Source organism: Halioglobus sp. D3-4 (assembly GCF_055809315.1).
The window spans coordinates 3566722-3590846 of sequence record NZ_CM147907.1 but is presented as its reverse complement, the minus strand read 5'-3'; the positions used below and the strand labels follow the sequence as shown (position 1 = coordinate 3590846).

20 protein-coding genes are annotated in these 24125 nt (G+C 58.6%); 7 read left to right on the top strand and 13 right to left on the bottom strand.

Features of this window, described 5'->3' with window-relative positions; all coding sequences use genetic code 11:
- Positions 1-5: 5 nt before the first annotated feature.
- The 4 genes from AC0L6S_RS15620 to AC0L6S_RS15605 form a co-directional block, all read right to left on the bottom strand.
- The gene (locus AC0L6S_RS15620; protein ID WP_473425034.1) at positions 6-1778 is read right to left on the bottom strand and encodes a hypothetical protein; all 1773 of its coding nucleotides are present in this window, start codon (positions 1776-1778) and stop codon (positions 6-8) included.
- Positions 1779-1844: 66 nt separating this feature from the next.
- Positions 1845-3206 carry a Na+/H+ antiporter NhaA gene (gene nhaA / locus AC0L6S_RS15615; protein WP_473425033.1) on the bottom strand — a complete coding sequence of 454 codons (1362 nt, stop codon included), beginning with the start codon at positions 3204-3206 and terminating at the stop codon, positions 1845-1847.
- Positions 3207-3239: 33 nt separating this feature from the next.
- Positions 3240-4859, bottom strand: a complete 1620-nt coding sequence (locus tag AC0L6S_RS15610) for a tRNA-dihydrouridine synthase (protein WP_473425032.1) — start codon at positions 4857-4859, stop codon at positions 3240-3242.
- Positions 4860-5001: 142 nt separating this feature from the next.
- Positions 5002-6480 (bottom strand): protein adenylyltransferase SelO, encoded by a 1479-nt coding sequence (locus AC0L6S_RS15605; RefSeq protein WP_473425031.1) that lies wholly within the window; start codon positions 6478-6480, stop codon positions 5002-5004.
- Between the two features lie 431 nt (positions 6481-6911).
- On the opposite strand from AC0L6S_RS15605, the gene AC0L6S_RS15600 reads away from it, so the two are divergent.
- Entirely contained in the window at positions 6912-8813 is a 1902-nt protein-coding gene (locus AC0L6S_RS15600) for an N-acyl-D-amino-acid deacylase family protein (RefSeq protein WP_473425030.1), read from the top strand.
- Here the strand turns inward: AC0L6S_RS15600 and AC0L6S_RS15595 are convergent.
- The 4 genes from AC0L6S_RS15595 to AC0L6S_RS15580 all read right to left on the bottom strand — a co-directional run bounded on the left by AC0L6S_RS15595 (position 8810) and on the right by AC0L6S_RS15580 (position 10486).
- On the bottom strand, positions 8810-9370 hold the full coding sequence (locus AC0L6S_RS15595; RefSeq protein WP_473425029.1) for a DedA family protein: 561 nt from the start codon (positions 9368-9370) through the stop codon (positions 8810-8812). The genes AC0L6S_RS15600 and AC0L6S_RS15595 overlap by 4 nt on opposite strands.
- Positions 9371-9386: 16 nt before the next feature.
- Entirely contained in the window at positions 9387-9773 is a 387-nt protein-coding gene (locus tag AC0L6S_RS15590; RefSeq protein ID WP_473425028.1) for a cupin domain-containing protein, read from the bottom strand.
- Positions 9760-10113, bottom strand: a complete 354-nt coding sequence (locus AC0L6S_RS15585) for a hypothetical protein (RefSeq protein WP_473425027.1) — start codon at positions 10111-10113, stop codon at positions 9760-9762. The genes AC0L6S_RS15590 and AC0L6S_RS15585 overlap by 14 nt, the downstream gene beginning before the upstream one ends.
- A 100-nt stretch (positions 10114-10213) precedes the next feature.
- Positions 10214-10486, bottom strand: a complete 273-nt coding sequence (locus AC0L6S_RS15580; RefSeq protein ID WP_473425026.1) for a TMEM165/GDT1 family protein — start codon at positions 10484-10486, stop codon at positions 10214-10216.
- A gap of 290 nt (positions 10487-10776) precedes the next feature.
- Between AC0L6S_RS15580 and AC0L6S_RS15575 the strand changes: the two genes are divergently transcribed.
- From AC0L6S_RS15575 to AC0L6S_RS15565, 3 genes are all read left to right on the top strand, one after another.
- A complete protein-coding gene (locus AC0L6S_RS15575; RefSeq protein WP_473425025.1) occupies positions 10777-11178 on the top strand; it encodes a DUF1761 domain-containing protein in 402 nt (133 codons plus the stop codon).
- A 52-nt stretch (positions 11179-11230) separates the two neighbouring features.
- Positions 11231-11530: a putative signal transducing protein gene (locus tag AC0L6S_RS15570; protein ID WP_473428620.1), complete on the top strand. Its 300-nt coding sequence runs from the start codon at positions 11231-11233 to the stop codon at positions 11528-11530.
- A 147-nt stretch (positions 11531-11677) separates the two neighbouring features.
- Entirely contained in the window at positions 11678-11842 is a 165-nt protein-coding gene (locus tag AC0L6S_RS15565; RefSeq protein ID WP_473425024.1) for a hypothetical protein, read from the top strand.
- A gap of 14 nt (positions 11843-11856) precedes the next feature.
- Here AC0L6S_RS15565 and AC0L6S_RS15560 read toward each other — a convergent pair whose 3' ends face one another.
- The 5 genes from AC0L6S_RS15560 to AC0L6S_RS15540 form a co-directional block, all read right to left on the bottom strand.
- Positions 11857-13848 carry an acetyl/propionyl/methylcrotonyl-CoA carboxylase subunit alpha gene (locus AC0L6S_RS15560; RefSeq protein ID WP_473425023.1) on the bottom strand — a complete coding sequence of 664 codons (1992 nt, stop codon included), beginning with the start codon at positions 13846-13848 and terminating at the stop codon, positions 11857-11859.
- 15 nt (positions 13849-13863) lie between these two features.
- Positions 13864-14673: an enoyl-CoA hydratase/isomerase family protein gene (locus tag AC0L6S_RS15555; RefSeq protein ID WP_473425022.1), complete on the bottom strand. Its 810-nt coding sequence runs from the start codon at positions 14671-14673 to the stop codon at positions 13864-13866.
- A 32-nt stretch (positions 14674-14705) separates the two neighbouring features.
- On the bottom strand, positions 14706-16328 hold the full coding sequence (locus AC0L6S_RS15550; protein WP_473425021.1) for an acyl-CoA carboxylase subunit beta: 1623 nt from the start codon (positions 16326-16328) through the stop codon (positions 14706-14708).
- Complete coding sequence (locus AC0L6S_RS15545) at positions 16325-18142, bottom strand: acyclic terpene utilization AtuA family protein (protein ID WP_473425020.1); 1818 nt, start codon at positions 18140-18142, stop codon at positions 16325-16327. The genes AC0L6S_RS15550 and AC0L6S_RS15545 overlap by 4 nt, the downstream gene beginning before the upstream one ends.
- Positions 18143-18263: 121 nt before the next feature.
- Positions 18264-19472, bottom strand: coding sequence for a TCR/Tet family MFS transporter (locus AC0L6S_RS15540; protein ID WP_473425019.1), 1209 nt, complete (start codon positions 19470-19472; stop codon positions 18264-18266).
- Positions 19473-19914: 442 nt separating this feature from the next.
- Here AC0L6S_RS15540 and AC0L6S_RS15535 point away from each other — a divergent pair, with 442 nt between their 5' ends.
- The 3 genes from AC0L6S_RS15535 to AC0L6S_RS15525 are packed head-to-tail and all read left to right on the top strand — an operon-like array spanning position 19915 to position 24115.
- Positions 19915-21129 (top strand): acyl-CoA dehydrogenase family protein, encoded by a 1215-nt coding sequence (locus AC0L6S_RS15535; protein WP_473425018.1) that lies wholly within the window; start codon positions 19915-19917, stop codon positions 21127-21129.
- Positions 21129-22253: an acyl-CoA dehydrogenase family protein gene (locus AC0L6S_RS15530; protein ID WP_473425017.1), complete on the top strand. Its 1125-nt coding sequence runs from the start codon at positions 21129-21131 to the stop codon at positions 22251-22253. The genes AC0L6S_RS15535 and AC0L6S_RS15530 overlap by 1 nt, the downstream gene beginning before the upstream one ends.
- 5 nt (positions 22254-22258) lie before the next feature.
- The gene (locus tag AC0L6S_RS15525; protein WP_473425016.1) at positions 22259-24115 is read left to right on the top strand and encodes a GGDEF domain-containing protein; all 1857 of its coding nucleotides are present in this window, start codon (positions 22259-22261) and stop codon (positions 24113-24115) included.
- Positions 24116-24125: the final 10 nt, after the last annotated feature.

The window sequence follows — 24125 nt, the reverse complement described above, 5'->3', positions numbered from 1 at the left end:
GGGGCCTATGGCCTGCAGTAGTTGCTGTTAAGAAGCTGCGTGTCAACTTCGTACACGGTGATCTCAAAGACATTGTCGGGACCGGCGATGGGAGTAAAAAGCTTCGGGCAGGTCCTGGTTGCAAGGCGATCGAGAATCCTGCCCGCAGGGCCTGCTGGCACCCGCCCGGAATTGGTGACGACATTGCGATTGTCGGTCCTGAGTTCGTTTATCAGCGTTTTGGCTGAGTAGCGCTCATCAGAATAGCGCGGCCTGACGACATCGGCATACCCGTAGTAGAGGCCGTACACGTAGTGCGTCGGTGCCCACAGCCGGGCATCCTCGTTGTCGGTAACACGTGCGAACACCGCGGGCGCTTCATCGCCGAACAGTCGAAACAGGTTGTTGCGCGCCGTCTGGTCGATCCGGAAATTTTCGATATGTGAGGACTGTTTTTCAATGTTGGACACTGCCTCCGCGAACGCAGCGACCAGTAAAATGGCGGCTATGCCATACTTATAGTGAGCGGCCAGTGGTGTAATGGGTTGGCGCGTATCGTCCCGGCGAATGCCAAGCCCGTAGTTACCCTGGGCGATCAGATACGCAAAGACGACCAGTGCGGGCGCGCCTGCGCGCATGTCGTAGGACGCATACAAAAACCACATGATCAGCGACGGTATCGCAAATAATAGCAGAATATCCCGGCCCTGTTTTGCCCTGATTGCGGAGAACACGGCGAGTGCGGCGAGCACGGCGAGCGCGGGTTGTTGCACAAACCAGGTATCCGTGGAGAACCACAGCTGTGTCAGTATGCCCCTGTCGTCGAAGGATCGTGACACAACGTCGGTGTTGTCCTCGAAGTGGCGTCCCTCGGTGAGCATCCATACCACAGCGATTAGGGCGGGAAGCACACTGATGGCGACGCGCTTCCAGCTCTCCTGTTGCCGCAGCGCATCGATTGCCATTAGAACAGGCAGTGAGAACAGGCCCCACACCAGCCCAGGCTGTTTCGCCAGCTCGGCTACTACAGCGCACGATACGCTCAGCCACAGCAGCTCAATATCATCCCGACGCTGTCTGTACAGTTGCAGCAGGCAAATAGAGGCAAGAATGGCCGCTGCGGTCATCGTGTCGGGCATGCCGTCGTCAAAGAGGTGTTTCAGGTCCACATCGCGCAGGGCGAACCAGCACAGCGCGAAGTGCAGCGCCAGATACTTCCATTCGTTCCGGCTAGAGGCCAGCCCCAGCGCTGTGAAAATCGCAAAAGGAAATACGATGAGCGAGGTTTTCACCGCTGTCTGCGCTTCAATGTTGCCGACAACCATATAGCCGTAGGAGAGCAGTTTGGGGAATAACTGAGGGTAGGGAGCTTGTGTGTAGCTGAAGTCGATGGGCTCTTGGAGGAAGTGCTGCACCGCCCACATATTCCAGCTGTAGACCTCGTCGTCCAGATCAAAACCTTTGATTAGCAGCATTGATCCAAACCGGATGCACAGTGCCAGGTTCACCAGAAACAACAGTTTGGCGAAATCACCCCATGCCCTGCCCGGATGCGTTTTCGCCAGCGCACCAATGCGCACTGCGGCAACCAGTACCAGCACGCCAGAGCTTATCTGCACAACAATCGGCGTGTAGATCCCCGCCTGGGTCATGCATGTGTGGAGTATCAGGACGCAGCAGACACTGACAAACGGTACGGCCAGCGATGTTGTCGGTTTCAGCGCCAGTGATGGGCGCAGTGCCAGTGCTGGCGCGAGATAGACGGCGACGATCACGATTACGATTTCAAGCGCGTACATAGCCCTTCCCTGGTGGCGGGTGGTAGCGGCTCTTTTCCCACGGAGTGGCAATGCGCTCCGCGGGCGTTATCTTTTGTTTTGTGTGTCCTTGGTGGTATGCATCATCAGCCAGAAAAACCCGCCGAACCCGGCTATCGCTGAGGCCAGCAAAATGCCGGTTTTCGCCATCAGCAAATCCTCGGTGGAGTTGGCAAAACCCAGGTCGGCGATGAATATCGACATTGTGAAACCGATGCCGCCGAGAAGGCCGACACCCAGTATATGATTCATATTCAGGTCGGCTGGTAACCGGGCCCAGCCCAGCTTTACGGTCAACCAGGTAAATCCCGCTATGCCGACAGGTTTGCCCAACAGTAGACCGGCCAGTACCCCCAGCATAATGGGGTCCTGAAAGTACTGCGTGAACCCGGCGAAATCGACGGGAATACCGGCGTTGGCCAGTGCGAAAATCGGTATAACGATGTAAGCGACTGGCAGGTGAAGGGTATGCTCCAGTCGTTGCGCCGGTGCCTGCACCAGGCGCACCCCATCGCCCAGCGATGTCACCAGAGAGCGAAATCGGTTGTTCTTGATAATATCCGCCTGGTCCGTGATGGACTTGAGCATCTTGTGTGAGGTGTCTTTCACCCGGTCGACGAATACATTGGGCTCGAATTTGGGGCGGATAGGTATCATGAAGGCCACCACGATGCCTGCGATAGTCGCGTGGATGCCGCTGGTTAACATCGCCATCCACAACAGCACACCAATGGCGGCATAGGGCAGGGGCCGACGGATGCCGCCCAGGTTGAGTGCCAGCAGCAGGAAAGTACAGACCCCGGCGTACGCCAGCGCCATCAGGTTGAGGTCATCGGTATAGAACAGTGCAATGACCGCAACCGCGCCCAGATCGTCCACAATCGCCAGCGCGATAAGAAACGTGACAAGGCTCTTCGGTACCCGGCTGCCCAGCAGGCTCAGCGCGCCGATGGCGAAGGCGATGTCGGTGGCCATCGGAATGCCCCAGCCCTTGGCACCGGGGCCGGATAAATTGAATACCAGGTAAAAGAGTGCCGGAATCAACATGCCGCCGATCGCCGCCATAATCGGCAGCAGCGCCTGTTTGGGCGTCGATAGCTCTCCCACCATCAGTTCCCGTTTCAACTCCAGGCCCATAATAAAGAAAAACATCGCCATCAGTGCTTCGTTGATCCAGTGGTGGATCGACATGGAGAAGATCTGGCCGCCGAGCGTGACGCCGATCTCGATATGCAGCAGGTGGGCGTACTGGTCGTGGAGAGGGCTGTTGGCGATGATAAGCGCGATGACGGCGCAGATCATCAGCAGCACGCCGCTGGTGGTCTGGCGGTGGATGAACTCTTCAAGTGGGGTCAGCAGGCGTTCAAACGACTTCTCCCACGGCGCGTTGTAGATTCCTTTACCTGCCATATGGCGAGTAACTCCTCGGTGGTTTTAGGTGTGTCACAGTGATTTCAGAAATGGGCCATCGACACAAAGGCGGCGTCCATCGGGCGTCGCACAGGCACCGCAAATGCCAACACCGCACTTGGTGAGGTAATCGATCGAGCTGAAAATCTGCTCGGGACGACAGAATTCCCGTTGCACCGCATTTGCGGCATGCACCATGGGTGCGGGTCCACAGTTGTAGAATACCAGCTGCTCGCGTTCGGCTGCGCTCATCGCCTCCAGGCGCTCGCGCAGCGGTTCGGTAACCAGACCATGATACCCGTCACTGCCATCGTCGGTGGCGACATGGACGTCTGCCACACGGCGGCACTCATCGATGTAGTACAAGCGCTCTGCGCTGCGTGCGCCGACAAACACTTCGGCATTGCCAAAATCGCGGGCGATCTGGTACACGGCGGCCAGGCCAGTGCCGCCGGCTACCGCAATAATCTTGGCATCTTCGGGTGGGTCTACGGGGATACCGTGCGGGCCGCGTACATAAGCCTGTGTGCCTGGTGGCAGGCCCATCAGGGCGTGGGTGAACTTGCCCAGATCGATGACGGCCAGCGTGAACGGATCATCGGTCAGCGCGGAAAATGGCTTCTCGCCCAGCCCCGGAATCCACAGGAAAACGAATTCTCCCGCCTGAATATTGATCTTGCGGTCAAACGTCAGCTGCGCGATATCGGCGCACACACGCATGTTCTCAACGAGCGTGACGGGGCGGAAATTCATGTCGATATCGTAGCGGATCTGCGCCTCGGCACGGTTGCTGCCGCGCTCAAGGTCACTGCTGAGCGTCTCGAAGTAGGTGCCAATCTCCTCGGTCGTCAATCCGGTCAGCGCGGATCCAATACCTACCACTGTTGCGCCAGCGTCGAAGTAAGCGCTTACATCGCCGGCGCTGCTGGCACCGCCGCAGCCGATAATCGGGCAGTCTGTTACGGCGGCGATCTCGCGTACACACTTGAGGCCGATGGGCAGAATGCCCTTTCCAGACATGCCGCCCGCGCCGTTGCTCAACACCGGGTGCCCATGCGCGGCGGTATAGCCGGGCCCGACTGTATTGATCGCGCACAGGCCATCGGCGCCACCGGCTATGGCCGCCTCGGCGATGCTGCCGATGTCGGGCGTATTCGGTGTGAGTTTGGGGATGACCGGGATGTCGACCACCGCTTTGACGGCTGCGGTGATCTCGCGCACAAGGTCCGGGTCCTGGCCCATCGCCATGCCGTAGCCCTTGGCGTGCGGGCAGGACAGGTTCAGTTCCAGGCCATCGGATACCGGTGCGAGAATTTTTGCCACCTCGACAAACTCTTCCACGCTGCCACCGAAAATCGATGTCAGCAGAAAACGGTCCTCGGGAATGTGCAGCGCTGACAGCACTTCCAGCGATTGTTCTGCGCCGGGATTAGTCAGTCCTACCGCATTGACGAAACAGCCGGGTGCGTACTGGCTATAGACCGGCTCGCGGTTCCCCTCGCGCGGCTGCAGGCCAATACTCTTGGTTGTGACCACGCCCACCTCGGGTACGTGGTCGAAGATGTACTGGATAATGGGAGTCGCTGTAGTGACGATGCCCGAGGGTATGGTGAACGGGCCAGAGAGTGTTTTGCCGAAGAATTCCATGGTCAAGATAGCGAGCTCGTGTGTCTATGTGTGTAGCGGTTGCCAAGTCGCAAGATTATACGGGTTTGGCGCGTTATACACGACTTTGCGAAAAACTCGCATTGCGGACCCCTGGTGGCGGCGGACAGCCCAGTATCTGGTGGGTATTTCACGTGCCGCAAAATGTCTGCTTCACTACCTGCTCGGGTTGCGGTGGGGTGGCGAACGCGGCGAGGTCGGGTCGGTATTGGTACGGGCTTTCCAGTACGTCCACCAGGCGCTGGAATACGCTGAAATCGTCGTTGTCTGTCGCCGCCGCGATAGCCGCTTCCACCAGATGATTTCTCGGAATAAACACCGGGTTGGCGCGGTCCATCGCGGCCTGGCGCTCTGCCCCCGGCTGTGCATCCTGATCCAGTCGGGCGCGCCAGCGGTCCAGCCAGGGTTGCAGCGCATCGGGAAATTCAAATAACGCAGAGACTGTCTGCGCCGGGTCGTTGCGCTCGTGTGCGAGGTCTGCCAGTGCGCGGAAGGTCAGCGTGAAATCGAGCGCGTGTTCTGCCATCAGTTGCCACAGGTCTTCCACCAGCGCGGTATCCGCTTCGCCGATTTCTTGCAGGCCCAGTTTGCGGGCCATGCCCTGTGTATTGGCCTGTAGAAACTGCTCGGGGAATGCGTCGATCGCTTTCTGCGCGCGTGCGACAGCTTGTTCGGAGTCCTCGTCCAGTATCGGCAGCAGTGACTGCGCCAGACAGGACAGGTTCCAGTGGGCGATGCCCGGCTGGCTGCGATACGCATAGCGCCCGCCGTGGTCGATCGAGCTGTACACCTGCTGCGGATTGAAGGCGTCCATAAAAGCGCAGGGGCCGTAATCGATGGTTTCCCCACAGATGAGCATATTGTCGGTGTTCATTACGCCGTGGATAAAGCCCAGCAACTGCCACTGTGCAATCAACTGTGCCTGCCGCGAGATGACGCCCTCCAGCAGAGCCAGTACCGGGTTTTCGCTATTCCGGGCCTGCGGATAGTGCCGTTCTATCACATGGTCCGCCAGCAGTTGCAGCGCTTCCACATCCTTGCGCGCGGCGTAATACTCAAACGTGCCGATGCGGACATGGCTGCTGGCCACACGCGCCAGTACCGCGCCCGGCAGAAACCTGTCTCTTGCGACCACATCGCCGGTGGTCACTGCCGCCAGCGCCCGCGTGGTAGGCACCCCGAGCCGGTGCATGGATTCGCAGAGAATATACTCGCGCAATACCGGGCCCAGCGGAGAACGGCCATCGCCGCCGCGCGAGTAGGGCGTTGGGCCGGAGCCCTTGAGTTGCACATCAAATCGGTGGCCATCGCCAGCCACCACCTCGCCCAGCAATACTGCGCGGCCGTCGCCGAGCTGCGGATTGAAACCGCCAAACTGGTGCCCGGCGTATACAGTGGCGATTGGCTCGGCACCCTCTGGAACCGTATTGCCGGCGAGGGCAGCGGTGCCTTCAGCCGATTCCAGCCACTGGACATCGATCCCCAGCTCGTCGGCCAGCTCCCGGTTGACCCGAATCGGGCCCGGTGCGGGCACTGGCTCTGGGGCCTGTGGGGTATAGAACCGCTCCGGGAGCTTGTTGTAGCTGTTGTCGAAAGCGATGGGGTTCATGGCGCGAGCGCCTCCTTAAACAAGCGGGTTTGATGAGCGGTACAGGTGCTCGGCGCACTCACGCGATACCGCACGCTGAGCGTGGTCTTATCCTAACAGACTATCTATCGAAGAAGGGTTGGTAGCGGCTCGGTTTTTGGCGTCGTAGTGAGGAGTGCGAGTGATTGGGCATTGCCGTGGCGTCTGGCGACAGGAGAGCGTGCCCCTCTCTATGGGCACGTCGCCAGCCGAGCCTGTACACGGAGAGCCCACCTCTGATTATGGGTGTGGACGCTTTTTGGCGTCCCCGGGGATGCCTAATCACTCGTGCTCCGGTTTTATACTGAGCCAGCATAGAAGGGCTTCACGGCTTGACGCCGGGGGTTGGTGGTGGCTTGATACACGGTTCGCGATATACGCTGCAAAGATCAGCGAACTGGAGGAGACGCATCATGGCCAAAAAGACCTGGGATACCCTGATTCGCAACGCACTGGTATTCGACGGCACTGGCGCAGCGCCCCAGCAGGTGGATATTGCCGTGAAGGACGGTCGTATTGCCGCTCGCGGCAGCAAATTGCCCGCGACGCAGGCGAGCCGCGTGATCGAGGGCGAGGGCAAATGGCTGATGCCGGGCCTATTGGATATTCACACCCACCTGGATCTGGAAGTCGATCTGGAGCCGGGCCTGCCGGAGGTCGTGCGCCACGGGACCACCACGGTGCTGGTGGGTAACTGCAGCCTCGGCACCTGTTTTGGCCGGCAGCAGAGCGGCGAGCAGAACCCCATTGTCGATTGTTTTACCCGCGTTGAAAATATCCCCAAGTCCGTGCTGCGACAATGCGTCGAGGCGGTGCACTGGGATAACACCGGTGACTATCTGGATCACTTTGACGATATTCCCCTGGGTCCGAATGTCGGTGCCTTTATTCCACATTCCATGCTCAGGATAGAGGCCATGGGCCTGCGCGACAGCGTCAGTCGCGAGCCCACGGAACTGGAACTGATGCGTATGGAGCAATTGTTGGAAGAGGGTATGAACCAGGGGTATCTCGGCATGAGTACCGATGGCCTGCCCTTTCACTATCTGGCAAGCGAACCGTTTACCGCAAAACGTATTCCCACGCAGTTCGCCAGCTTTGGTGAGATGAAGCGGCTGCTTAAAGTACTGCGCAAATACGACAGGGTGTGGCAGACCACGCCTATCATCGAAAAGCGGGCCAAGGCCTTCCTGTATTTTCTGCTGTCCAGTGGTCGACTGTTCGGCAAGACGTTGAAAACATCGGCGCTGTCGGCGATGGAGTTTGTGCTGATGCCCGGCGCACACAAGAGCTTTTTAGGCCTTGCAGCCCTCGTAAACAGCCGCTTGCTGAAAGGGAATTTGCACTTTCAGGCACTGGGTACCAACTTCCGCGTTTGGTCGGATGGCATCGTCTCACCGCTGTATGAAGAGCTTGATTCCACCTGCGAATTGATTGCCAGGGAATACGACGATGTTGAAGGGCGCATGGCGCTGCTCAACAACCCCGATTTCGAGCGCCGCTTCCGTGCCGACTGGCACTACGGCAGGCGCGGTCGCAATCTCGCCCACCTGAAGAGCAAGCTCGGTATGCCGGACAATATCGTGGTGCGCGATCTGCGCCTGATGATTTTTGACGGTGCACCTGTTGCGGACTGGGATGGCGAGAGTATGCAGGCCGTCTATGATCGCCTGGAGCGTTTCCAGTACGGTGCGGTTGGTGCCGCAAGGTCAGATGCCGAGCGCGAGGCCTTTGAGAAGTTCCCGCGCCCGATTCGCGATGACGCCGATTTTATGCTGCATATGATGCGCACTTACGACAAATCGTTCCGCTTCTGGGTGGATGTGGGCAATGAGGGTAATCGCAGTACGCTGGATATTCTGATGTACAAGCACGCGATGCCCGGCTTCAATGATTCCGGTGCGCACATCACGAATATGGCCTTCTTTGACGCTAACCTGATGTCCCTGAAGCTGGCGCAGGCCAAGTCTCTGGAAACAGTCAGCGCCATGGTGAAACGCCTGACCCGCGATCCGGCGGAATTTTTTGGCCTCGATGTCGGCACACTCGATATCGGCGCGCAGGCAGACATTGTGCTGCTGAACCCTGAAGTCTTGAAAACCTGGGATACCAATGACAACCGTGTGTTCGAGTACCGCGAACTGTTCAAGCACAAGCAGATGTTTAATCGCTCCGAGGGAGTGGTGACAGCAGTGCTGATCAACGGCGAGCCGGTATGGCAGGACGGAGCGGCTACCGAGGCACTGGGCAGCAAGCGTCTGGGCCGGGCACTACGTGCCGGACAAGCCGCCGTGGAGGACGCGCGGGCGGCTTAACCCGTGCGTTTTTTCGTCAGCAGGCGGAACACCCAGAAGCCGAGGCCGACTGCCGCCATCACGCCAAACACGCCCATCTCGTAGCGTTTGATATTGCCGAGCGCGGCTTCAATGGCATAGCCAAAGGTGTAGCCGAGGCTACCAATCACGACGGCCCACACGGCGGCACCTATCATATTGAGTATAAAGAAGCGCGGGCGTGATACTTTCGATGCGCCCAGTAAAAACGGTGTCACCGAGCGCAGGCCGTACAGGAATCGGAAACCGAGGATCAGCAGGGTTTGGTGCTTTTGCATCATGGCAAACACCTTGGCGGATTTAGCCTGCCAGTGTGGGCGCTTCTCCAATATACCTTCGCCGTTTCTACGCCCGATATAAAAGAACGTCTGGTCCCCGATGACGCTGCCCGCAAAGGCACAGACTATTACCCAGGGCAGTTCGAGAAACCCGCGGTGTGCGGCAAACCCGCCCAATACGAGAATCGTCTCCCCTTCCAGGAAGGTGCCTATCGTAATGGCGATGTAGCCATAATTGGCGACCAGTTCTTCCAGTGACATCAATCCGTAATCCCTATTATTTGTCTTTGTTCAGCGTGCCTTCGCCGGGGGTAATAAACAGCATCCGGGTTGGCTCGCTGATTCTGGCAGTGTGCCAGGCACCCATCGGTACAATGACGGTGTCACCGGATTGGTCCAGAGCGACTTCTTGTGCTGTATCTTCGATTTTGACAATGAATGTCGCGGCACCGGAAAGCAGCACGACAGTTTCATCGCCGTTGGGGTGAATTTCCCAGCTTGGCCAGTCCTGCTTAAACTCGTGGAGTGCGATGAGTTCATGCCCTTTGAACTCTCCGAAGTTACGCTGTAAATCCTGATATACAGTTGGTGAGTTAACGACCGTGCTGGCAAGTTTGTCGGGGGTGAGCACGACAAACTCATTTGCAATATTAAAGCTTTTCATCTGGAGTCACCTTGTCCCGCCCCTGCCAGTAGGAACCGACTATCCCCGTGACCCAGCACACAGTCAATACAATCGTGGCGAGACTGGTGGCACCTGCACTCGCCTGAAGTTGCTGCGCGACAAGCTCTGATATCACGTCAGGATCGGCGGGCACGACACCGGTTTCGATCTGGCCGACAATATCAAGCGCGGTACTCACGGCAACAGACACGACAAAATACAGTGCGCAGGCGGCTGTACCGGCGAGCAGAATGCCCTCCGGCCATCGCCTCAGATAGAAATGCCCGGCGCCGGGAAATACCAGGCCCGACAGCAGCATCGCTTTGGAGGATCGTTGCATGTTTCACCTCATATAAGCTTGATTAGAGTAGGCAGTGGAATGCTGCCTGTCCCGTGGCTGCCTGCCGCGTAGGAAGCACGGCGAGAACAGCGGGAGCATACTAAGCATTGTACAGCGTGACTATACCGATACCGATAAACCCAACCCCTGCAATGTAGTGAAGGTATTTTGTATTGATGTATTCGGCGAGCAGACTGCCCGCCAGTACGCCGATAGCAGAGGCTACTACCAGCGCTGCCGAAGCAGCCAGAAATACCGTGTACTTGCCCACTTCTTTATCTGTGGCAAATAGCATCGTAGCCAACTGTGTTTTGTCACCCAGCTCGGCAACAAACACAGAGGCAAAGATTGTCAGGAAGATTTTCCAGTCCATTAAAGACAGCTCTCAAGGCAAAAGATTGAGTTTACGCATTCAGCCCGACAAGCTCTATCTGTAATTTTTCGTGGCTGTGGAGGGTCGGCGGAGTGTGGCTCAATTATTCCCAACGTCAGTACCTCTTGCGGTGTGGCCGTTCTCTTTGAGTCTGGTCATCACCGCTGACTTGGGTTACTTTTCATGCAGCCCTTGCATACAGGATGAATGAATAGCGATTTGATGTTTGTATGAATGTCGACTGACAGGTGAGTGCCGTTCAGGCGGCTCTTTGCCCAGTGGAGGAATCTATGGACTTGGCTAATATCAGTTTTCTACAGATTGTAGCGGGAACCGTTGTCGGCATGGTGCTGGGCGCGCTCTGGTACAGCCCTATCGCCTTTGGAAACCAGTGGATGGAGAGTATCGGCAAGACTCAGGAAACGCTGGGTAGTGCAACGGGGCCCATGCTGGGTAGTGTTGTGGCCTGCTTGCTTACCGCGCTCGGAGTGGCCGTACTGCATTCAGTGATACTGCCTGCGAGCCTGCCCGAAGCTATTGGTATAGGTCTTATTCTGGGTCTGCTAATAATTTTCCCCGCATTGCTTTCGGACAACCTGTTTTGTGGCTGGGGAGTCAGGCTCTTACTGATACAGGCAGGCTATCGCGTGCTCAGCGTGGTGCTGATGTCTGCCGTCATATACTACGTGTAGGTCGGTGTACGTGGTGCAAGCGGGTCAACTGCAAGAGTAGATTATCGTGAGAATGGTTTACACCAACGGCAATCGATTCATTGTCGCCAACGCCAAGAACATTCTGGAATCGTATGGTCTGCAGATAGCGGTCAAAAATGAATTTGCCTCCAGCGCTATCGGCGAGGTATCGCCGTTTGATACCTGGGTTGAGCTCTGGGTCGTGCGCGATCGTGACTATGATATAGCCTGCAGGATTCTGGAAAGCGCGGTCAGTGATGAGCACGCGGCGCCGTGGGTCTGTAAACGCTGTAGCGAAGAGAACGACGAGTCCTTTGAGTTCTGCTGGAACTGTGGCCAGAGCGCTGTCTAGCGCAACCGGCTCCCGTGCCGCGCCTTGTGTGCAGGCCGGACTCGCGCTACCGTCAGGACTCCGTTGATGGAGCACGTCTGGTAGATGCGTCCTTGGCTTTTTCCCTTTCTTTTCTGGTTGAGTGTACTCGTGTCACTGGGAGGGGGTATGCAGTACTGGGTCTCGGTGCAGGAGGAAAAGTGTGTGCAGTACTGCGCGGCGCAGGGATTGGAGGGCGTCTACAACCCGCCGAGGGGGCGCGGGCGCATGCGGTTTGCGCGCAATATGACGCCGCCGGTCAGTAACTGCAAATGCCTGGAGCCCGGTCGCTGAGGGCGGGACAGGCTTTATTCTGTAATATCGATAGTTATCAGCAGATCATCCGCCGCAACCTGGGTACCGGCCGTGGCCATCACTTCTGCCACCTCGCCGCCGGTATCCGCAACAATCTCGTAATGCATTTTCATCGCTTCCAGTATTGCCAGGGTCTGGCCGGCCTCTACGGCATCGCCGGTGGCGACGCGCACCTCCAGCAGCAGGCCGTGCATGGGCGCGACAATCCGTCCGCCGCCCTCGGCATCGTGCTGTACGCCGTCCAGCCGAATCATATCGCGGTACTGTGCCGCGCGGCCGTCGATCGATACATACAGCCTGCCCGTCTCGGGCCGGTGGTAGCGCACCAGGTGTTGTACACCGTCGATACTGACATGCGCAGTGCTGTCAGCCAGCGACACTAATTCGATAACGGCGGCGTTGTCGGCGTCACTGACGCGGTAGCACCTCTGCGACAGCGGGGTCACCGAAAGGTCGTGGACCTGTTCGCCGTGTACATACTGTTTGCGTGATACCAGCGGGCTGGCGTTGGCCCAGTCCCGCAATTCGGCCGCAACCAGAACGCTGCTGTCATACAATTCGCGGTGTTCCAGTGTCAGTTCCACAATCGCAGCCACGGCGCTGTCGGTAAAATTCGGCGGTATGTCGGCGATCTCGCCTTCTGCAAACTCCTCAGCGATAAAGGCGGTGGTTGCTTCGCCCGCCGCAAAGCAGTCCTTCTCCAGACAGGCCACCAGAAAATCGCGATTGTGGCGTGTGCCAAACAATACGGTCTCCTTCAGTGCCTCAATCAAGCGCAGGCGCGCAATGTCGCGACTCGGGCCGCTGGCAATAATCTTGGCTACCATGGGATCGTAGAACGGTGAAATCTCCTGGCCGGTGATGATTCCACTGTCAACGCGAACCCCGGTGCCGCCGGGGGGTGACCACAAATCCACGGGCCCGGATGTGGGCAGAAAATCCTGGCTGGGGTCTTCGGTGTAAAGCCGCACCTCGATAGCATGACCGCTCAAGCTCACATCGTCCTGAGTCAATCCCAGTGGCTCGCCCTGTGCCACTTGAAGTTGCAGCGCAACCAGATCGAGCCCGGTTATCAGTTCTGTGACCGGGTGCTCTACCTGGAGGCGGGTGTTCATCTCCAGAAAATAAAACGCGCCCTGTTCATCCAGCAGAAATTCCACCGTGCCTGCGCCGCGGTAGTTTATACTCTGCGCGGCGGCCACTGCGGCAGCGCCCATTTCGACGCGCAGTGCCTCTGTCATCACCGGGCAGGGTGCCTCTTCCACCACTTTCTGGTGGCGCCGCTGCACCGAGCAGTCCCGTTCACCGAGGTGCACAATGTTGCCGTGGCTGTCGCCAAAGACCTGCACCTCGACATGCCGAGGCCTGAGAATGGCTTTTTCCAGAATCAGGTCGCCGTTTCCGAAAGCCGAGGTGGCTTCCGCCCGTGCCAGTTTGATGGCATTGGCCAACTCATCTGCATTCTGCACCAGGCGCATGCCGCGACCGCCGCCGCCGGCCGCTGCTTTCACCATCAGTGGTAGTTCAATCTTCGCGCCTTCGCGCAGCAGTGTGGCGTCGCTCTGGTCCTCGCCTTCATAGCCCGGTACGCAGGGTACGCCAGCGTCTATCATGCGCCGTTTGGCCTCGGCCTTGTTCCCCATGAGTTGAATGGCGTCCGGGCGCGGGCCGATAAACACCAGGCCCGCATCTTCACAGGCCTGTGCGAACGCGGCATTCTCGCTCAAAAACCCGTAACCTGGGTGGATGGCCTCGGCTCCGCTGGATTTTGCCGCTGCCAAAATATTGTCCGCCACAAGATAGGATTCGTTAACCGGGCTGGGGCCGATGTGCACGGCATCATCGGCCATCACTACGTGCGGTGCCTTGGCATCGGCGTCAGAGTAAACAGCCACAGTGCGGTAACCCTGTGCGCGCGCAGTGCGTATCACACGGCAGGCGATCTCGCCGCGATTGGCCACCAGAATACTGGTAAAGCGTGTCATTGCATTCTCCACGGTTTAGTCGTTTGCCCAACTCGGTTTACGCTTCTCGATAAAAGCAGCCACGCCCTCGCGCCCCTCATCACTGAGCATGCAGGCGGCAAAGCCACGCGCGGCAAAATCCAGTGCCTCAGCGCGGGGTCGTCGGGTGGCCTCAAACACAATACTCTTGGTGACGGCATTGGCACCGGGCGCGCACAGTGCGACCTGTGCCAGCACCTCGACGCATTTACTCTCCATGTCGGCACTGTCTTCGGCAAGGATATGGCCGATGCCGTACTGCACCGCTTCCTCACCCTTGAAACGCGCGCCGGTCAGCATCAGGCGGCGGGCTTGGGTGAGGCCCACGCGCTCGGTCACAAACGGCGCGATCTGTGCCGGTGGAATGCCGAGGCTGGTTTCCGACAGACGGAACTTCGCATCGCGGGTGACAATGGTGACATCGCCGACGCAGCTCAGGCCCAGTCCGCCGCCGATAGCCGCGCCCTCCACCAGTATCACCACCGTCTGTGGCTGCTCATTGAGCTTGATCATCAGATCGCCAAAGCTGCGGTTGCCGCGCGCGACTTCTTCTTCGTTGGGCTCGCCGCCCTGCGCGTCAGACTTGAAGCCCTTGATGTCCGCGCCAGCGCAGAAGATGCCGCCCTTGCCACGCACTATCAGGGTGCGCAGCGTTCTGTCATCGGCGGCGGCATCCAGCACGGCGTGAAGTTCATCCACCATGTCCGCCGACAGGGAATTCCTGGCCTCGGGGCGATTGAACCATATCGTCAGCACGCTGCCCTGGCGTTCGAGAATAAGGTATTGCGTTTGCGGTAGTGCGGTCATTGCTCTCTCCAGTGTGTCTGTCTAATGGACGCCTACATTCTCGCGATGCCGAAGCTGTTTGGCCGCACAGTGCGGTGCCGGGTTTCCCAGACGGTTTCCAGTAGGAAGCCCAGTGTTTTGCGTGAATCGCGTGGGTCTATCATGCCGTCATCGAGCATGTGGCCCGAGGTATAGAAGGCGCTGGACTGGCTGTCGAAGATATTGGCCAAAAAGGCCTCCTGTTGGGCGAGGGCCTCCTCGTCCGGCTCCTGTCCCAATGCGGCAGCTTTGCCGCGCGCCACTTCAGACATGGTCTTCGCGGCCTGCTCGCCACCCATGACACCGGTGCGGGCATTGGGAAAGGTGTACAGAAAGTCCGGTTCAAAGTGCCGGCCGCACATGCCGTAGTTGCCCGCACCGAAGCTGGCGCCGGTCATCATCGTGATACGCGGTACTTCCAGATTGCGCACGGCCTGAATCATTTTCGAGCCGTGTTTGATCATGCCGGCGCGTTCGGATTTGGTGCCCACGATATAACCGGTGGTGTTCTGCAGGAACAGCACGGGAATATTGGCTTGATCGCACAGCTGCAGAAACTGTGTTGCCTTGGTGGCACCTTCCGGGTCGATTGGGCCGTTGTTGCCGAGAATGCCGCAGGGCAGACCAAAAATGTCGGCCTGCAGGCAGACGGTGGAGGCGCCGTAACGCGGTTTGAAATCCATGAAGTCCGAGCCGTCCACCACGCGCGCAACCAGCTCGCGCATATCGTAGGGGTTGCGGTAATCGCATGGGATAATGCCCGCCAGTTCATCCGCGTCGTACAGCGGTTCGCGAAAACTGCGTCGCTGGGGTGTGGCGCAATCCTTGTTCCATTGCAGCCGATGCATCAGTTCACGGCACATCTGCACCGCCTGCCCATCGTTCTCGGCCAGGTATTCCGCCAGGCCGGAGACGGACGCGTGCATTTCCGCACCGCCAAGCTCTTCCTCAGTGGCGATCTCGCCGGTAGCGGCCTTGAGCAGTGGTGGTCCGGCCAGAAATGCGCGGCCGTTGTTCTTAACGGCTATCACATAATCACTGAGGCCCGGCATATACGCGCCGCCCGCCGTGGAGGAGCCGTGCAGTATGGAGATCACCGGAATCCCCGCCTTGCTCAGTTTGGCGAGATTGCCAAACAACATGCCGCCCTCGGAGAACTGTTCAACGGTGTAGTTGATGAGGTCGCCGCCGGCGCTTTCCACCAGATGGACAAAGGGTAGTTTCTGTTCCAGTGCGATCTCTTCGCAGCGGCGTACACGGTAACCGCCTGCGGTAGTGAGCGTACCGGCCATAATGCCGCTGTCGTCCACGACCACCATGCAACGCACACCGCTGATAAAGCCGATACCGGAGATAATGGTGGAGCCGGGAATCGATTTTTCCGGGTCGGGGTTGTCCACCAGGTAGCCAGCCAGATTGGCCACCGTCAGGAACGGCATACCCGGGTCCAGCAGGCGCGCAAGGCGTTCGCGCGGCGTCAGTTGTCCTCGCGCCTCAAATCGCGGTTTGCGTTTTTCCGAGATCATTGCACCGCGGGCGTTCAGCGCCTGCAGCTGGTCGACGAGTTCCAGCATCTCCCGCCGGTTTTTGGCAAAGCCCTCGGAGTTGATATTGATCTTTGAGTTAAACACCGTCATTGCACGGTCTCCGTTATTGTCGCCGCAAGTGTCTCCGGTATCGGAATCGGGCATGAAAGCAAAAGTTGCGCATAGCCCTTGCCCTGGGGGTCGTTGCGTATGCTGGCAACGCCACCGCCGCCGAGTACATCGTGCAACAGGAAATTGATCGCGTGTGCACCGGGCAGGATAAAGCGCTCCACACTACCTAGTGAGGTATCGGCCAGAAAGTGGGCAAAGCGCTCGCTGACAGCGGCTTCTGTGACTGCCGCAACAATATAAGGTAGGTACTCAGGCTTGCGCGCGATAACCCCTATATTCGCCTTGTTGCCTTTGTCGCCGCTGCGCCCCCAGGCCAGTGCAATCAGAGGCACTTCTGTCATGTTCGGGGACTGCTCGGCCGTCGGTATCACCGGACGTGCGATGACAGCGGTATCCAGCGATTCACCATGGGCTTCATCGCAGGTGACCGTTTCGTCATCCAGTGTTATCCGCACCTGTACCTGTTCCTTGGCTACGGTACAGGAGAATAGCCGCACGACCGGTGACGGGCTGGGCCTGCTGCCGGCAAAGCCCGATAAACCCGGCGGAGTGGCCAGTCCAAGGCCGACAGCTTCCTTGAGTAGGATGCCGATACCCATTGCATCCGGGTGCTTGGCGGCGATTTTCATCGCCACTTCACGGCTGCTGCTGATTTCGCTGAATGCACCGTACTGGCTTTCCGTACCCAGCAGCTCGATGCTGGTCTCGCTGAAATCGGGCAGGCCGAACGCGGTGAATACCGCCCGTGCGGCTTCAAACACCGCCTCTCCCAGCGCTCTCGCTTTCCGGTCGGCATCGATACCGTAGAAGGTCATATAGGTACCGCCGCGAAACTCATCGGCATAGGTTGCGCAGACCTTGTAGGTATCGGGCGCTGGCCTGCCAGTGGCGCCGGTTACCCGCACGAGGTTTTCGCCGACCTGTTCAATCTTCGCGGTGGAAAAATCGCATACCACGTCGGGCAGCATGTAGGCCTGCGGATCGCCAATTTCATACAGCATCTGCTCGCTGACGGTGCCGGTGCTCACCAGGCCACCGGTATCGGCAGGCTTGGTGCACAGGAAGCTGCCATCGGCAGATATCTCGGCGATGGGATAACCCATGTTTGCGATGTCAGGCACCTGTTCCCAGTCGGTGAAGTTGCCGCCTGTTGCCTGCGGGCCGCACTCGAGAATATGCCCTGCCAAAGAGCCCATCGCCAGTTGGTCGAGATCGTCCCGGCCCCAGCCGAACGCGTGGATGCAGGCGCCGAGTGTTACTGCGCTGTCGACGCAGCGCCCTGTCACCACAATGTCGGCACCCAATTCCAGTGCGCGGGCGATTGGGAACGCACCCAGATAGGCATTGATGCTGAGGACTTTCTCCGCCGGCGGAAACGCCGAGCCGGTAAACATTTCTGTGACACCCGAGGCGTGGAAGGTGTCTTTGCGTGCGAGCAGATCGTCACCGGTTACACAGGCAACCTTCAGCGACAGACCCGCTTTGGCAATCTCCGCTCGCAGGGCCGCCACGCAGGCTTCGGGATTCACGCCACCGGCGTTGGAAATCACTTTGATGCCGCGCTCGGCGATCAACGCCAGGTTCGGTTTCATGGCCGCGCTGACAAAGTCGGCAGCGTAGCCCCGGCTTTCGTCTTTCGCCCTTGCTCTGGCCATGATGGACATGGTGATTTCGGCGAGGTAATCGTAGACGATGTAATCCAGATCGGGAGAATTCAACAGCTGTGGTGTGGCCCGGGCGGCGTCACCCCAAAACCCGCTGGCGCCACCGATGCGCAATACCTTGTCTGCCATAGCCTGATTCCTGTCTGTGCGCGTAGGACGCAGTATAGTACTGGATCACCGGCTGCGGCACATGGGATAGGACGCCATCCGTGTGGGAGTTCGCGCCAGATCACAATGCGGTACTGCGAGGTCAGGTAGTGCGGCTGGAAGCGGTGCGCAACAGCAGCACCATCGCCAGTAGTGTCAACACTGCTGAGGCGAAGAACGGCGCGCCAGGAAAGTACACGACCGCGCTATCGGTACTGAAGTAGGCAAACAGCTGTGTCATAAACGGTGGGCTGAGAATCGCCACCAGTCCACTCATACTTCCCAGCGCGCCCTGCAGTTCGCCCTGTCCGTCAGCCGGGATACGCGCAGACATAATGCCTTGCAGGGATGGCACAACAAAGCCCTGCAGGGCGCCGATGGCGATGAGCGGATACATCATCCAGCCATAGGGTACAAATGCGTAGCCGAAAAAACTCAGCGCCGTTGCAATAAACCCGACAACGGCGGTTTTCTTGGGGCCGAGCACAGGCAATACCTTGCGGATGAGATAGGCCTGCACGAAGATCATTGCTACACCGACGGCGCTCAATGAGAAGCCGATCTCTCGCGGTGACCAGTCGAACTTCTCGATGGTGAAAAATGCCCAGATACTCGGCAGTGAAAAGTGCCCCAGCAGGTAGCAGAAGTACACCAGCACGAGTGCAAGTACACCCGGATACTGCATGAGCTGCCGCAATGCGCCCATTGGGTTGGCGCGGGACAGATCAAACGCCCGGCGATTCTCCTTCTTATGGGATTCGGGCAGGACAAAAAAGCCGTATATGACATTGATGAAGGCGAGTGCTGCCGCCGCGTAAAAAGGTGTGCGGGGGCCGAACTCCCCGAGGAAGCCGCCGACGGCGGGGCCGACGATAAAACCGGTGCCAAACGCCGCACCCAGCAGCGCGAAGTACTGGGCGCGTTTCTCCGCTGGAAAGGTATCGGCGACGTAGGCATTGGCGATACCGTAGGTGGAGGCGGAAATTCCGCCGATAATGCGCCCGACGAACAGCCAGAACAATGTGGGTGCCCACCCCATCAGCAGGTAGTTCAGCCCCATCGCCAGCAGCGAATACAGCAGGACGGGGCGGCGCCCGAAGCGATCCGAGAGATTGCCCAGCAGTGGCGAGGAGATAAACTGCATGCCGGCGAACGCGAACATCAGGAAGCCGCTGGTGCGCGCGGCGTGAGTCAGCGTGTCGCTGGAAATGTCCATGATGAGTTGCGGGACAACCGGCATGATGATGCCGAACCCGATGGAGTCCAGCAGTACCGTGATAAAAATAAACGCAAAGGCTAACTGCGGACGCATGCTCTTCTCCAATAGACGCGCAGACTAGCATGTGGATTTGGCCCAGTTCAAACGAACGACGCGTTTGGAGGCCGATCATGTTGAAATTGCCACTCGATAGGCCCTGTGTCTAACCGCTTAGTCTCCTACTCTGAGCGGCCATGGCCTGATTCAAATTGTGCTAAGTCCGGCTCGCAGTATGCACAGACTACGCCCCACAATTGTGCAGTTTCGTGTCGTTTGGACTTCCCGGAGGACAGAGTTCGCAGTTGTTACACATTGGGCACCGGGTTGAGGCCATAATGTGCTATCTTCTGCGCCCGGTTGTGTGCCAGCCTGACATTGCTGTCACGGCTTTGCCACCACCACGATTTTAATCTGCTTGACGATCTGCATCGCGCCAGGAATGGGAGAATCTGCGTCCATTCTGTGCACTCGTGCAGGAGCTCGAAGGAGACGAGATATGGATCTCGCGTACAGTCCAGAGCATGAAAAGTTCCGAGGGGAAGTACGGGATTTTCTGCAGCAGACAAAGGCGCAGTGGCCGCCGTCGAGAACCATGGGTCGCGCATCACCCGAGGCCATGCGCTGGCAGGCGCAGCTTATTGAACGCGGCTATACGGCGCGCAGTATTCCGCGAGAGTACGGCGGCTATGGTGGCGAAGCAGATGTGCTCAAATCCCATATCATCGCAGAGGAGTTCGCGCGGGCCGGTGCGCCTGGCGGTCTGGCGGGGCAGGGCATATCGATGCTGGTCCCCACACTGCTGGAGCTGGGCACGCCAGAACAGAAAGCGCGCTATGTGGCGCCGACGCTGCGTGGTGAAATGTTGTGGTGCCAGGGGTATTCGGAGCCCGGCGCCGGTTCCGACCTCGCCAGCCTGCGCACCTCTGCTGTAGACGATGGTGACGACTTTCTGATTAACGGCCAGAAAATCTGGACAAGCACTGCGCACGACGCGGATATGATGTTCGCGCTGGTGCGCACCGAGCCCGATGCGCCGAAGCATCGGGGAATCAGCTACCTGCTGTTTCCGATGAGTACACCGGGTATCGAGGTTCGCCCCCTGAAGACGATGACAGGTAATGCCGAGTTCAACGAGGTGTTCTTTACCGATGTGCGGGTACCCAGAAGCAGCATTGTGGGCAAGCGCGGTGAGGGTTGGCAGGTGGCCAACACTACCCTGAAGTTCGAGCGCGGTATGTTGGGCGACCCCAATGAGGCCGGTCGTCGCTTCAGTGAGTTGGTGACACTGATGCGCGAGGAAACCGTCGATGGCCTCAGCCTTATGGACAACCCGCTGCTGCGCGACCGTCTGGTGCGCCTGCAGGCGAAAGTGCTGGCGATGCAGTACAACGGTATGCGCCTGCTCAGTGGTGAACTGCGCGGCGAGGTGCCAGCAATGGCGCGGCTGATTGTGAAGTTGCAGGGCTGTGAACTGAACCACCAGCTGGCGGCTCTGGCGATCGACGCACTCGGTGAGCTGGGCCTGCTCTATCACAACAGCCCATATCTACGCGCTGAAGGCGCGTGGCAGCGCAAGTACATGTTCGACCTGGGCCTGATCATCGGCGGTGGTACGGCGCAGATTCAGAAAAATATTATTGCCGAACGCGGGTTGGGTATGCCGCGCGAACCCAGGCTTGCGAAAGCACCTGTTAGCGAGGGCGCGCGCTGATGGATTTCGGATTGAGTGAACAACAGCGCTCGATGCAGGAGAGCCTGCGTCGCTACTTGCAACAAGCGGCGGGGCTGGAGCAGCTGCGCGCGGCGGTGGCCGCAGGGCCCGCGCACGACGCACGACTGTGGCAGGGCCTGGCAGAAATGGGCCTGACCGGACTATTGGTGCCGCAGGCCTATGGTGGTTTGGGCCTGCCGCTGCTGGATGCGATATTGGTACAGGAATTACTGGGCGAGTTTGCTGTGCCGGTGAGTTTCACCGCCAGCGCCATTTTGGCGCCTCTCGCGCTGACGCTGGCGGGTTCTGATGCACAGAAGAATAAATGGCTGCCACCTCTGGTAGAGGGATCACTGCAGGTGGCGGTAGCCCTCACCAAGGCCTCTGGCAGCCGCGAGAATGCCGGTGTCACTGCGGTGAACGACAAGCTCAACGGGCGTCTGATGTTCGCGCTGGGTGCGGCCGATGCCGAATTGCTCATCTGCAGCTGCCGCGAGGGTGATCTCTACCTTGTACACCGCGATGCGCCGGGGCTCGAATGGATAGCACTTCGCAGTATCGATGACACGCGCAGCTTGTGGGAAATCAACCTGCGCGACGTCGCGGCAGAGTTACTGCTTCCGGAGGAAGGTGACGCACTGGCACCCCTGACAGCGGCTGGCCGCGTCGCTCTGGCAGCAGATACGCTGGGCGCCGCCCAAAGCATGCTGGATAAGGCTGTGTCCTACGCCGGCGAGCGCCAGCAGTTTAACCGCCTTATCGGCTCCTTTCAGGCGGTAAAACACATGTGCGCTGAGATGGCTGCAGAGCTCGAGCCCTGCCGTGCACTGCTATGGTATGCCGCGCACGCCTACGACACCGTCCCGGGTGAGCGGATACTGCTGGCCTGCCATACCAAGGCACACCTCTGCGAAGTGGCTACCACCGTTGCCCGCACCGCCACAGAAGTGCACGGTGGCATGGGGTTCACTGATCTGCTGGGTTTGCACTACTGGTTCAAACGCATTGGCTTCAACCGTCAATTGCTGGGCTCACCGGAGCGTTTGCGCGCGGAGGCGGCTCGGGTGCAGGGATGGGGTGTGCAGGCTGTTCGTTTGATAGAGCAGGGCGGGGGTTATCGTTGACTGCAATGCCCCTTCACATTCGGATGCTTGGTGCTCTCCTGCTTGCGCTGTATCTGGCCCTCGGTATCAGCTCGCAATCGCTTGCCGCAGCAATGCCGGAGGCCGCCGACGGTCAGATAGACCTTCGCCACTGGGTTTTTGAGCGGGACGGTGTGGTCCGCCTGGACGGGTATTGGCGGTTCTACTGGGAAGAGTTTATCTCGCCGGAGCGCAGTGGTCAGCCCGGCGCGGAGATGATGCTTGTACCCGGTGCCTGGAATAGTCACCCGCTCAGCGGTTCACGGGAGGTGCCAAATCACGGTTATGCCAGCTATCAGCTGCGGGTATTGCTGCCGCCGAACACGCAGCACCTCGCGTTGAAGGTAATTGATATTGGCGAAGCGTTCAGGCTGTACGTGAATGGCGCGCTGTTGCATTCCGGTGGCGAGGTGGGCACCAACGCGCAGAGCTCCGAGCCGGCTTACTCGCGCAGTGTCCTGCTGCTGCATACCGAGGGTGCAGAAGAGCTCAATATCGTTATCCATGTGTCGAACTATCACTACCGCAGCGGCGGATTATGGGATGTGATTACGCTGGGTGAAGTATCCGCGATACAGAATGCGCATGAACGTACGTTGGGCTACGCAATATTCCTTGCAGGCAGTATTGGCTTTATCGCGCTGTACCATTTTGGCCTGTATCTGCAACGCCGCGAGGACCTGTCACCACTGTATTTCTCCCTCTTTTGTCTGGCGGTATTTTTGCGAATCATGGTGACGGATGAGCGCTACATCCTCCAGCTTATGCCATCCATTACGTATTCAATGCTGGTGCGGATCGAGTACCTGTCGTTTCTATTGGGAGTGCCGGCGTTTGCCGGGTTTATCGCCAATCTAATTCCCGACTACCGCCCCAGATGGGCTGTTCCGCTTTGTGTCATCCTAGGTGTGGCCGCCAGCGCTTTCGTTGTTGCAACGCCCGTTTCGGTGTTCTCGGAGTACCTGCCCCTGTTTCAAATTTACCTTCTCAGCAGTGTGTGCTTTGGTGTGTATACATTCACACATAATCTGATACAGGGGCGCGAGATTGCAGGGCCATTCCTGTTCGGGTTTGTGGTGTTGGCCGTCGCCATCTTTCACGATGTGTTGATGTCGATGGATGTGATCAAAACACCGGTGTTTCTTGCTGGAGCGGGTATGCTTTGCTTTATTCTCATCCAGTCGTATTCACTATCGCAGCGCTTTGCCAATTCGTTTTCGCAGGTTGAAGCGTTATCGCAAAAGCTGGAAGGGTATGCACATACATTGGAGTCCAAGGTGGAGCAGCGCACCCGGGAGCTGGAGGCAGCCAACAGGCAACTTGAGAAGCTGGTAAGCGTTGACGGTTTGACCGGCATTGCCAACAGACGCGCTTTTGATGAACTGTTGGGCAGGGAGTGGATCGGTCACGCCCGACGGTCCTCGCACCTGGCCCTGATTTTGCTCGACATAGATTACTTCAAACTCTACAACGACTCTTACGGTCATCTGGAAGGTGACGATGCGCTGCGCAAGGTAGCCCTGTGTATCAGTGATGCTCTGCACCGGGAGGTGGATACCGTGGCGCGTTACGGTGGTGAAGAGTTCGCCATTGTGTTGCCCGACACCAATCTGGAGGGTGCCTCGAAGATTGCCGAACGGGTAAGAGAAGCCATATACGACCTGAATATTCCACACCGGGCGTCACCCGCAAGTGACAGGCTAACCTTTAGCTGTGGTGTCGCGGAGACGGTTCCCTCTGAACCACTCAAACCAGAGGACCTTGTCGCGTTGGCGGACAGGGCTCTATACAGCGCGAAAGAAGCGGGCCGGAACAAGGTAGTGGTGAGCTCGATTGGGGCCTGAAGAAGATGAT

Bases quoted from the DNA above. Each gene is read 5' to 3' on its own strand.
- AC0L6S_RS15540 (WP_473425019.1), bottom strand. From the start codon at position 19,472: ATGCGTCCGCAGTTAGCCTTTGCGTTTATTTTTATCACGGTACTGCTG.
- AC0L6S_RS15580 (WP_473425026.1), bottom strand. From the start codon at position 10,486: ATGGACTGGAAAATCTTCCTGACAATCTTTGCCTCTGTGTTTGTTGCC.
- AC0L6S_RS15605 (WP_473425031.1), bottom strand. From the start codon at position 6,480: ATGAACCCCATCGCTTTCGACAACAGCTACAACAAGCTCCCGGAGCGG.
- AC0L6S_RS15565 (WP_473425024.1), top strand. From the start codon at position 11,678: ATGCAGTACTGGGTCTCGGTGCAGGAGGAAAAGTGTGTGCAGTACTGC.
- AC0L6S_RS15530 (WP_473425017.1), top strand. From the start codon at position 21,129: ATGGATTTCGGATTGAGTGAACAACAGCGCTCGATGCAGGAGAGCCTG.
- AC0L6S_RS15620 (WP_473425034.1), bottom strand. From the start codon at position 1,778: ATGTACGCGCTTGAAATCGTAATCGTGATCGTCGCCGTCTATCTCGCG.
- AC0L6S_RS15595 (WP_473425029.1), bottom strand. From the start codon at position 9,370: ATGTCACTGGAAGAACTGGTCGCCAATTATGGCTACATCGCCATTACG.
- AC0L6S_RS15600 (WP_473425030.1), top strand. From the start codon at position 6,912: ATGGCCAAAAAGACCTGGGATACCCTGATTCGCAACGCACTGGTATTC.
- AC0L6S_RS15560 (WP_473425023.1), bottom strand. From the start codon at position 13,848: ATGACACGCTTTACCAGTATTCTGGTGGCCAATCGCGGCGAGATCGCC.
- AC0L6S_RS15555 (WP_473425022.1), bottom strand. From the start codon at position 14,673: ATGACCGCACTACCGCAAACGCAATACCTTATTCTCGAACGCCAGGGC.
- AC0L6S_RS15525 (WP_473425016.1), top strand. From the start codon at position 22,259: ATGCCCCTTCACATTCGGATGCTTGGTGCTCTCCTGCTTGCGCTGTAT.
- nhaA (WP_473425033.1), bottom strand. From the start codon at position 3,206: ATGGCAGGTAAAGGAATCTACAACGCGCCGTGGGAGAAGTCGTTTGAA.
- AC0L6S_RS15550 (WP_473425021.1), bottom strand. From the start codon at position 16,328: ATGACGGTGTTTAACTCAAAGATCAATATCAACTCCGAGGGCTTTGCC.
- AC0L6S_RS15575 (WP_473425025.1), top strand. From the start codon at position 10,777: ATGGACTTGGCTAATATCAGTTTTCTACAGATTGTAGCGGGAACCGTT.
- AC0L6S_RS15570 (WP_473428620.1), top strand. From the start codon at position 11,231: ATGGTTTACACCAACGGCAATCGATTCATTGTCGCCAACGCCAAGAAC.
- AC0L6S_RS15590 (WP_473425028.1), bottom strand. From the start codon at position 9,773: ATGAAAAGCTTTAATATTGCAAATGAGTTTGTCGTGCTCACCCCCGAC.
- AC0L6S_RS15545 (WP_473425020.1), bottom strand. From the start codon at position 18,142: ATGGCAGACAAGGTATTGCGCATCGGTGGCGCCAGCGGGTTTTGGGGT.
- AC0L6S_RS15585 (WP_473425027.1), bottom strand. From the start codon at position 10,113: ATGCAACGATCCTCCAAAGCGATGCTGCTGTCGGGCCTGGTATTTCCC.
- AC0L6S_RS15535 (WP_473425018.1), top strand. From the start codon at position 19,915: ATGGATCTCGCGTACAGTCCAGAGCATGAAAAGTTCCGAGGGGAAGTA.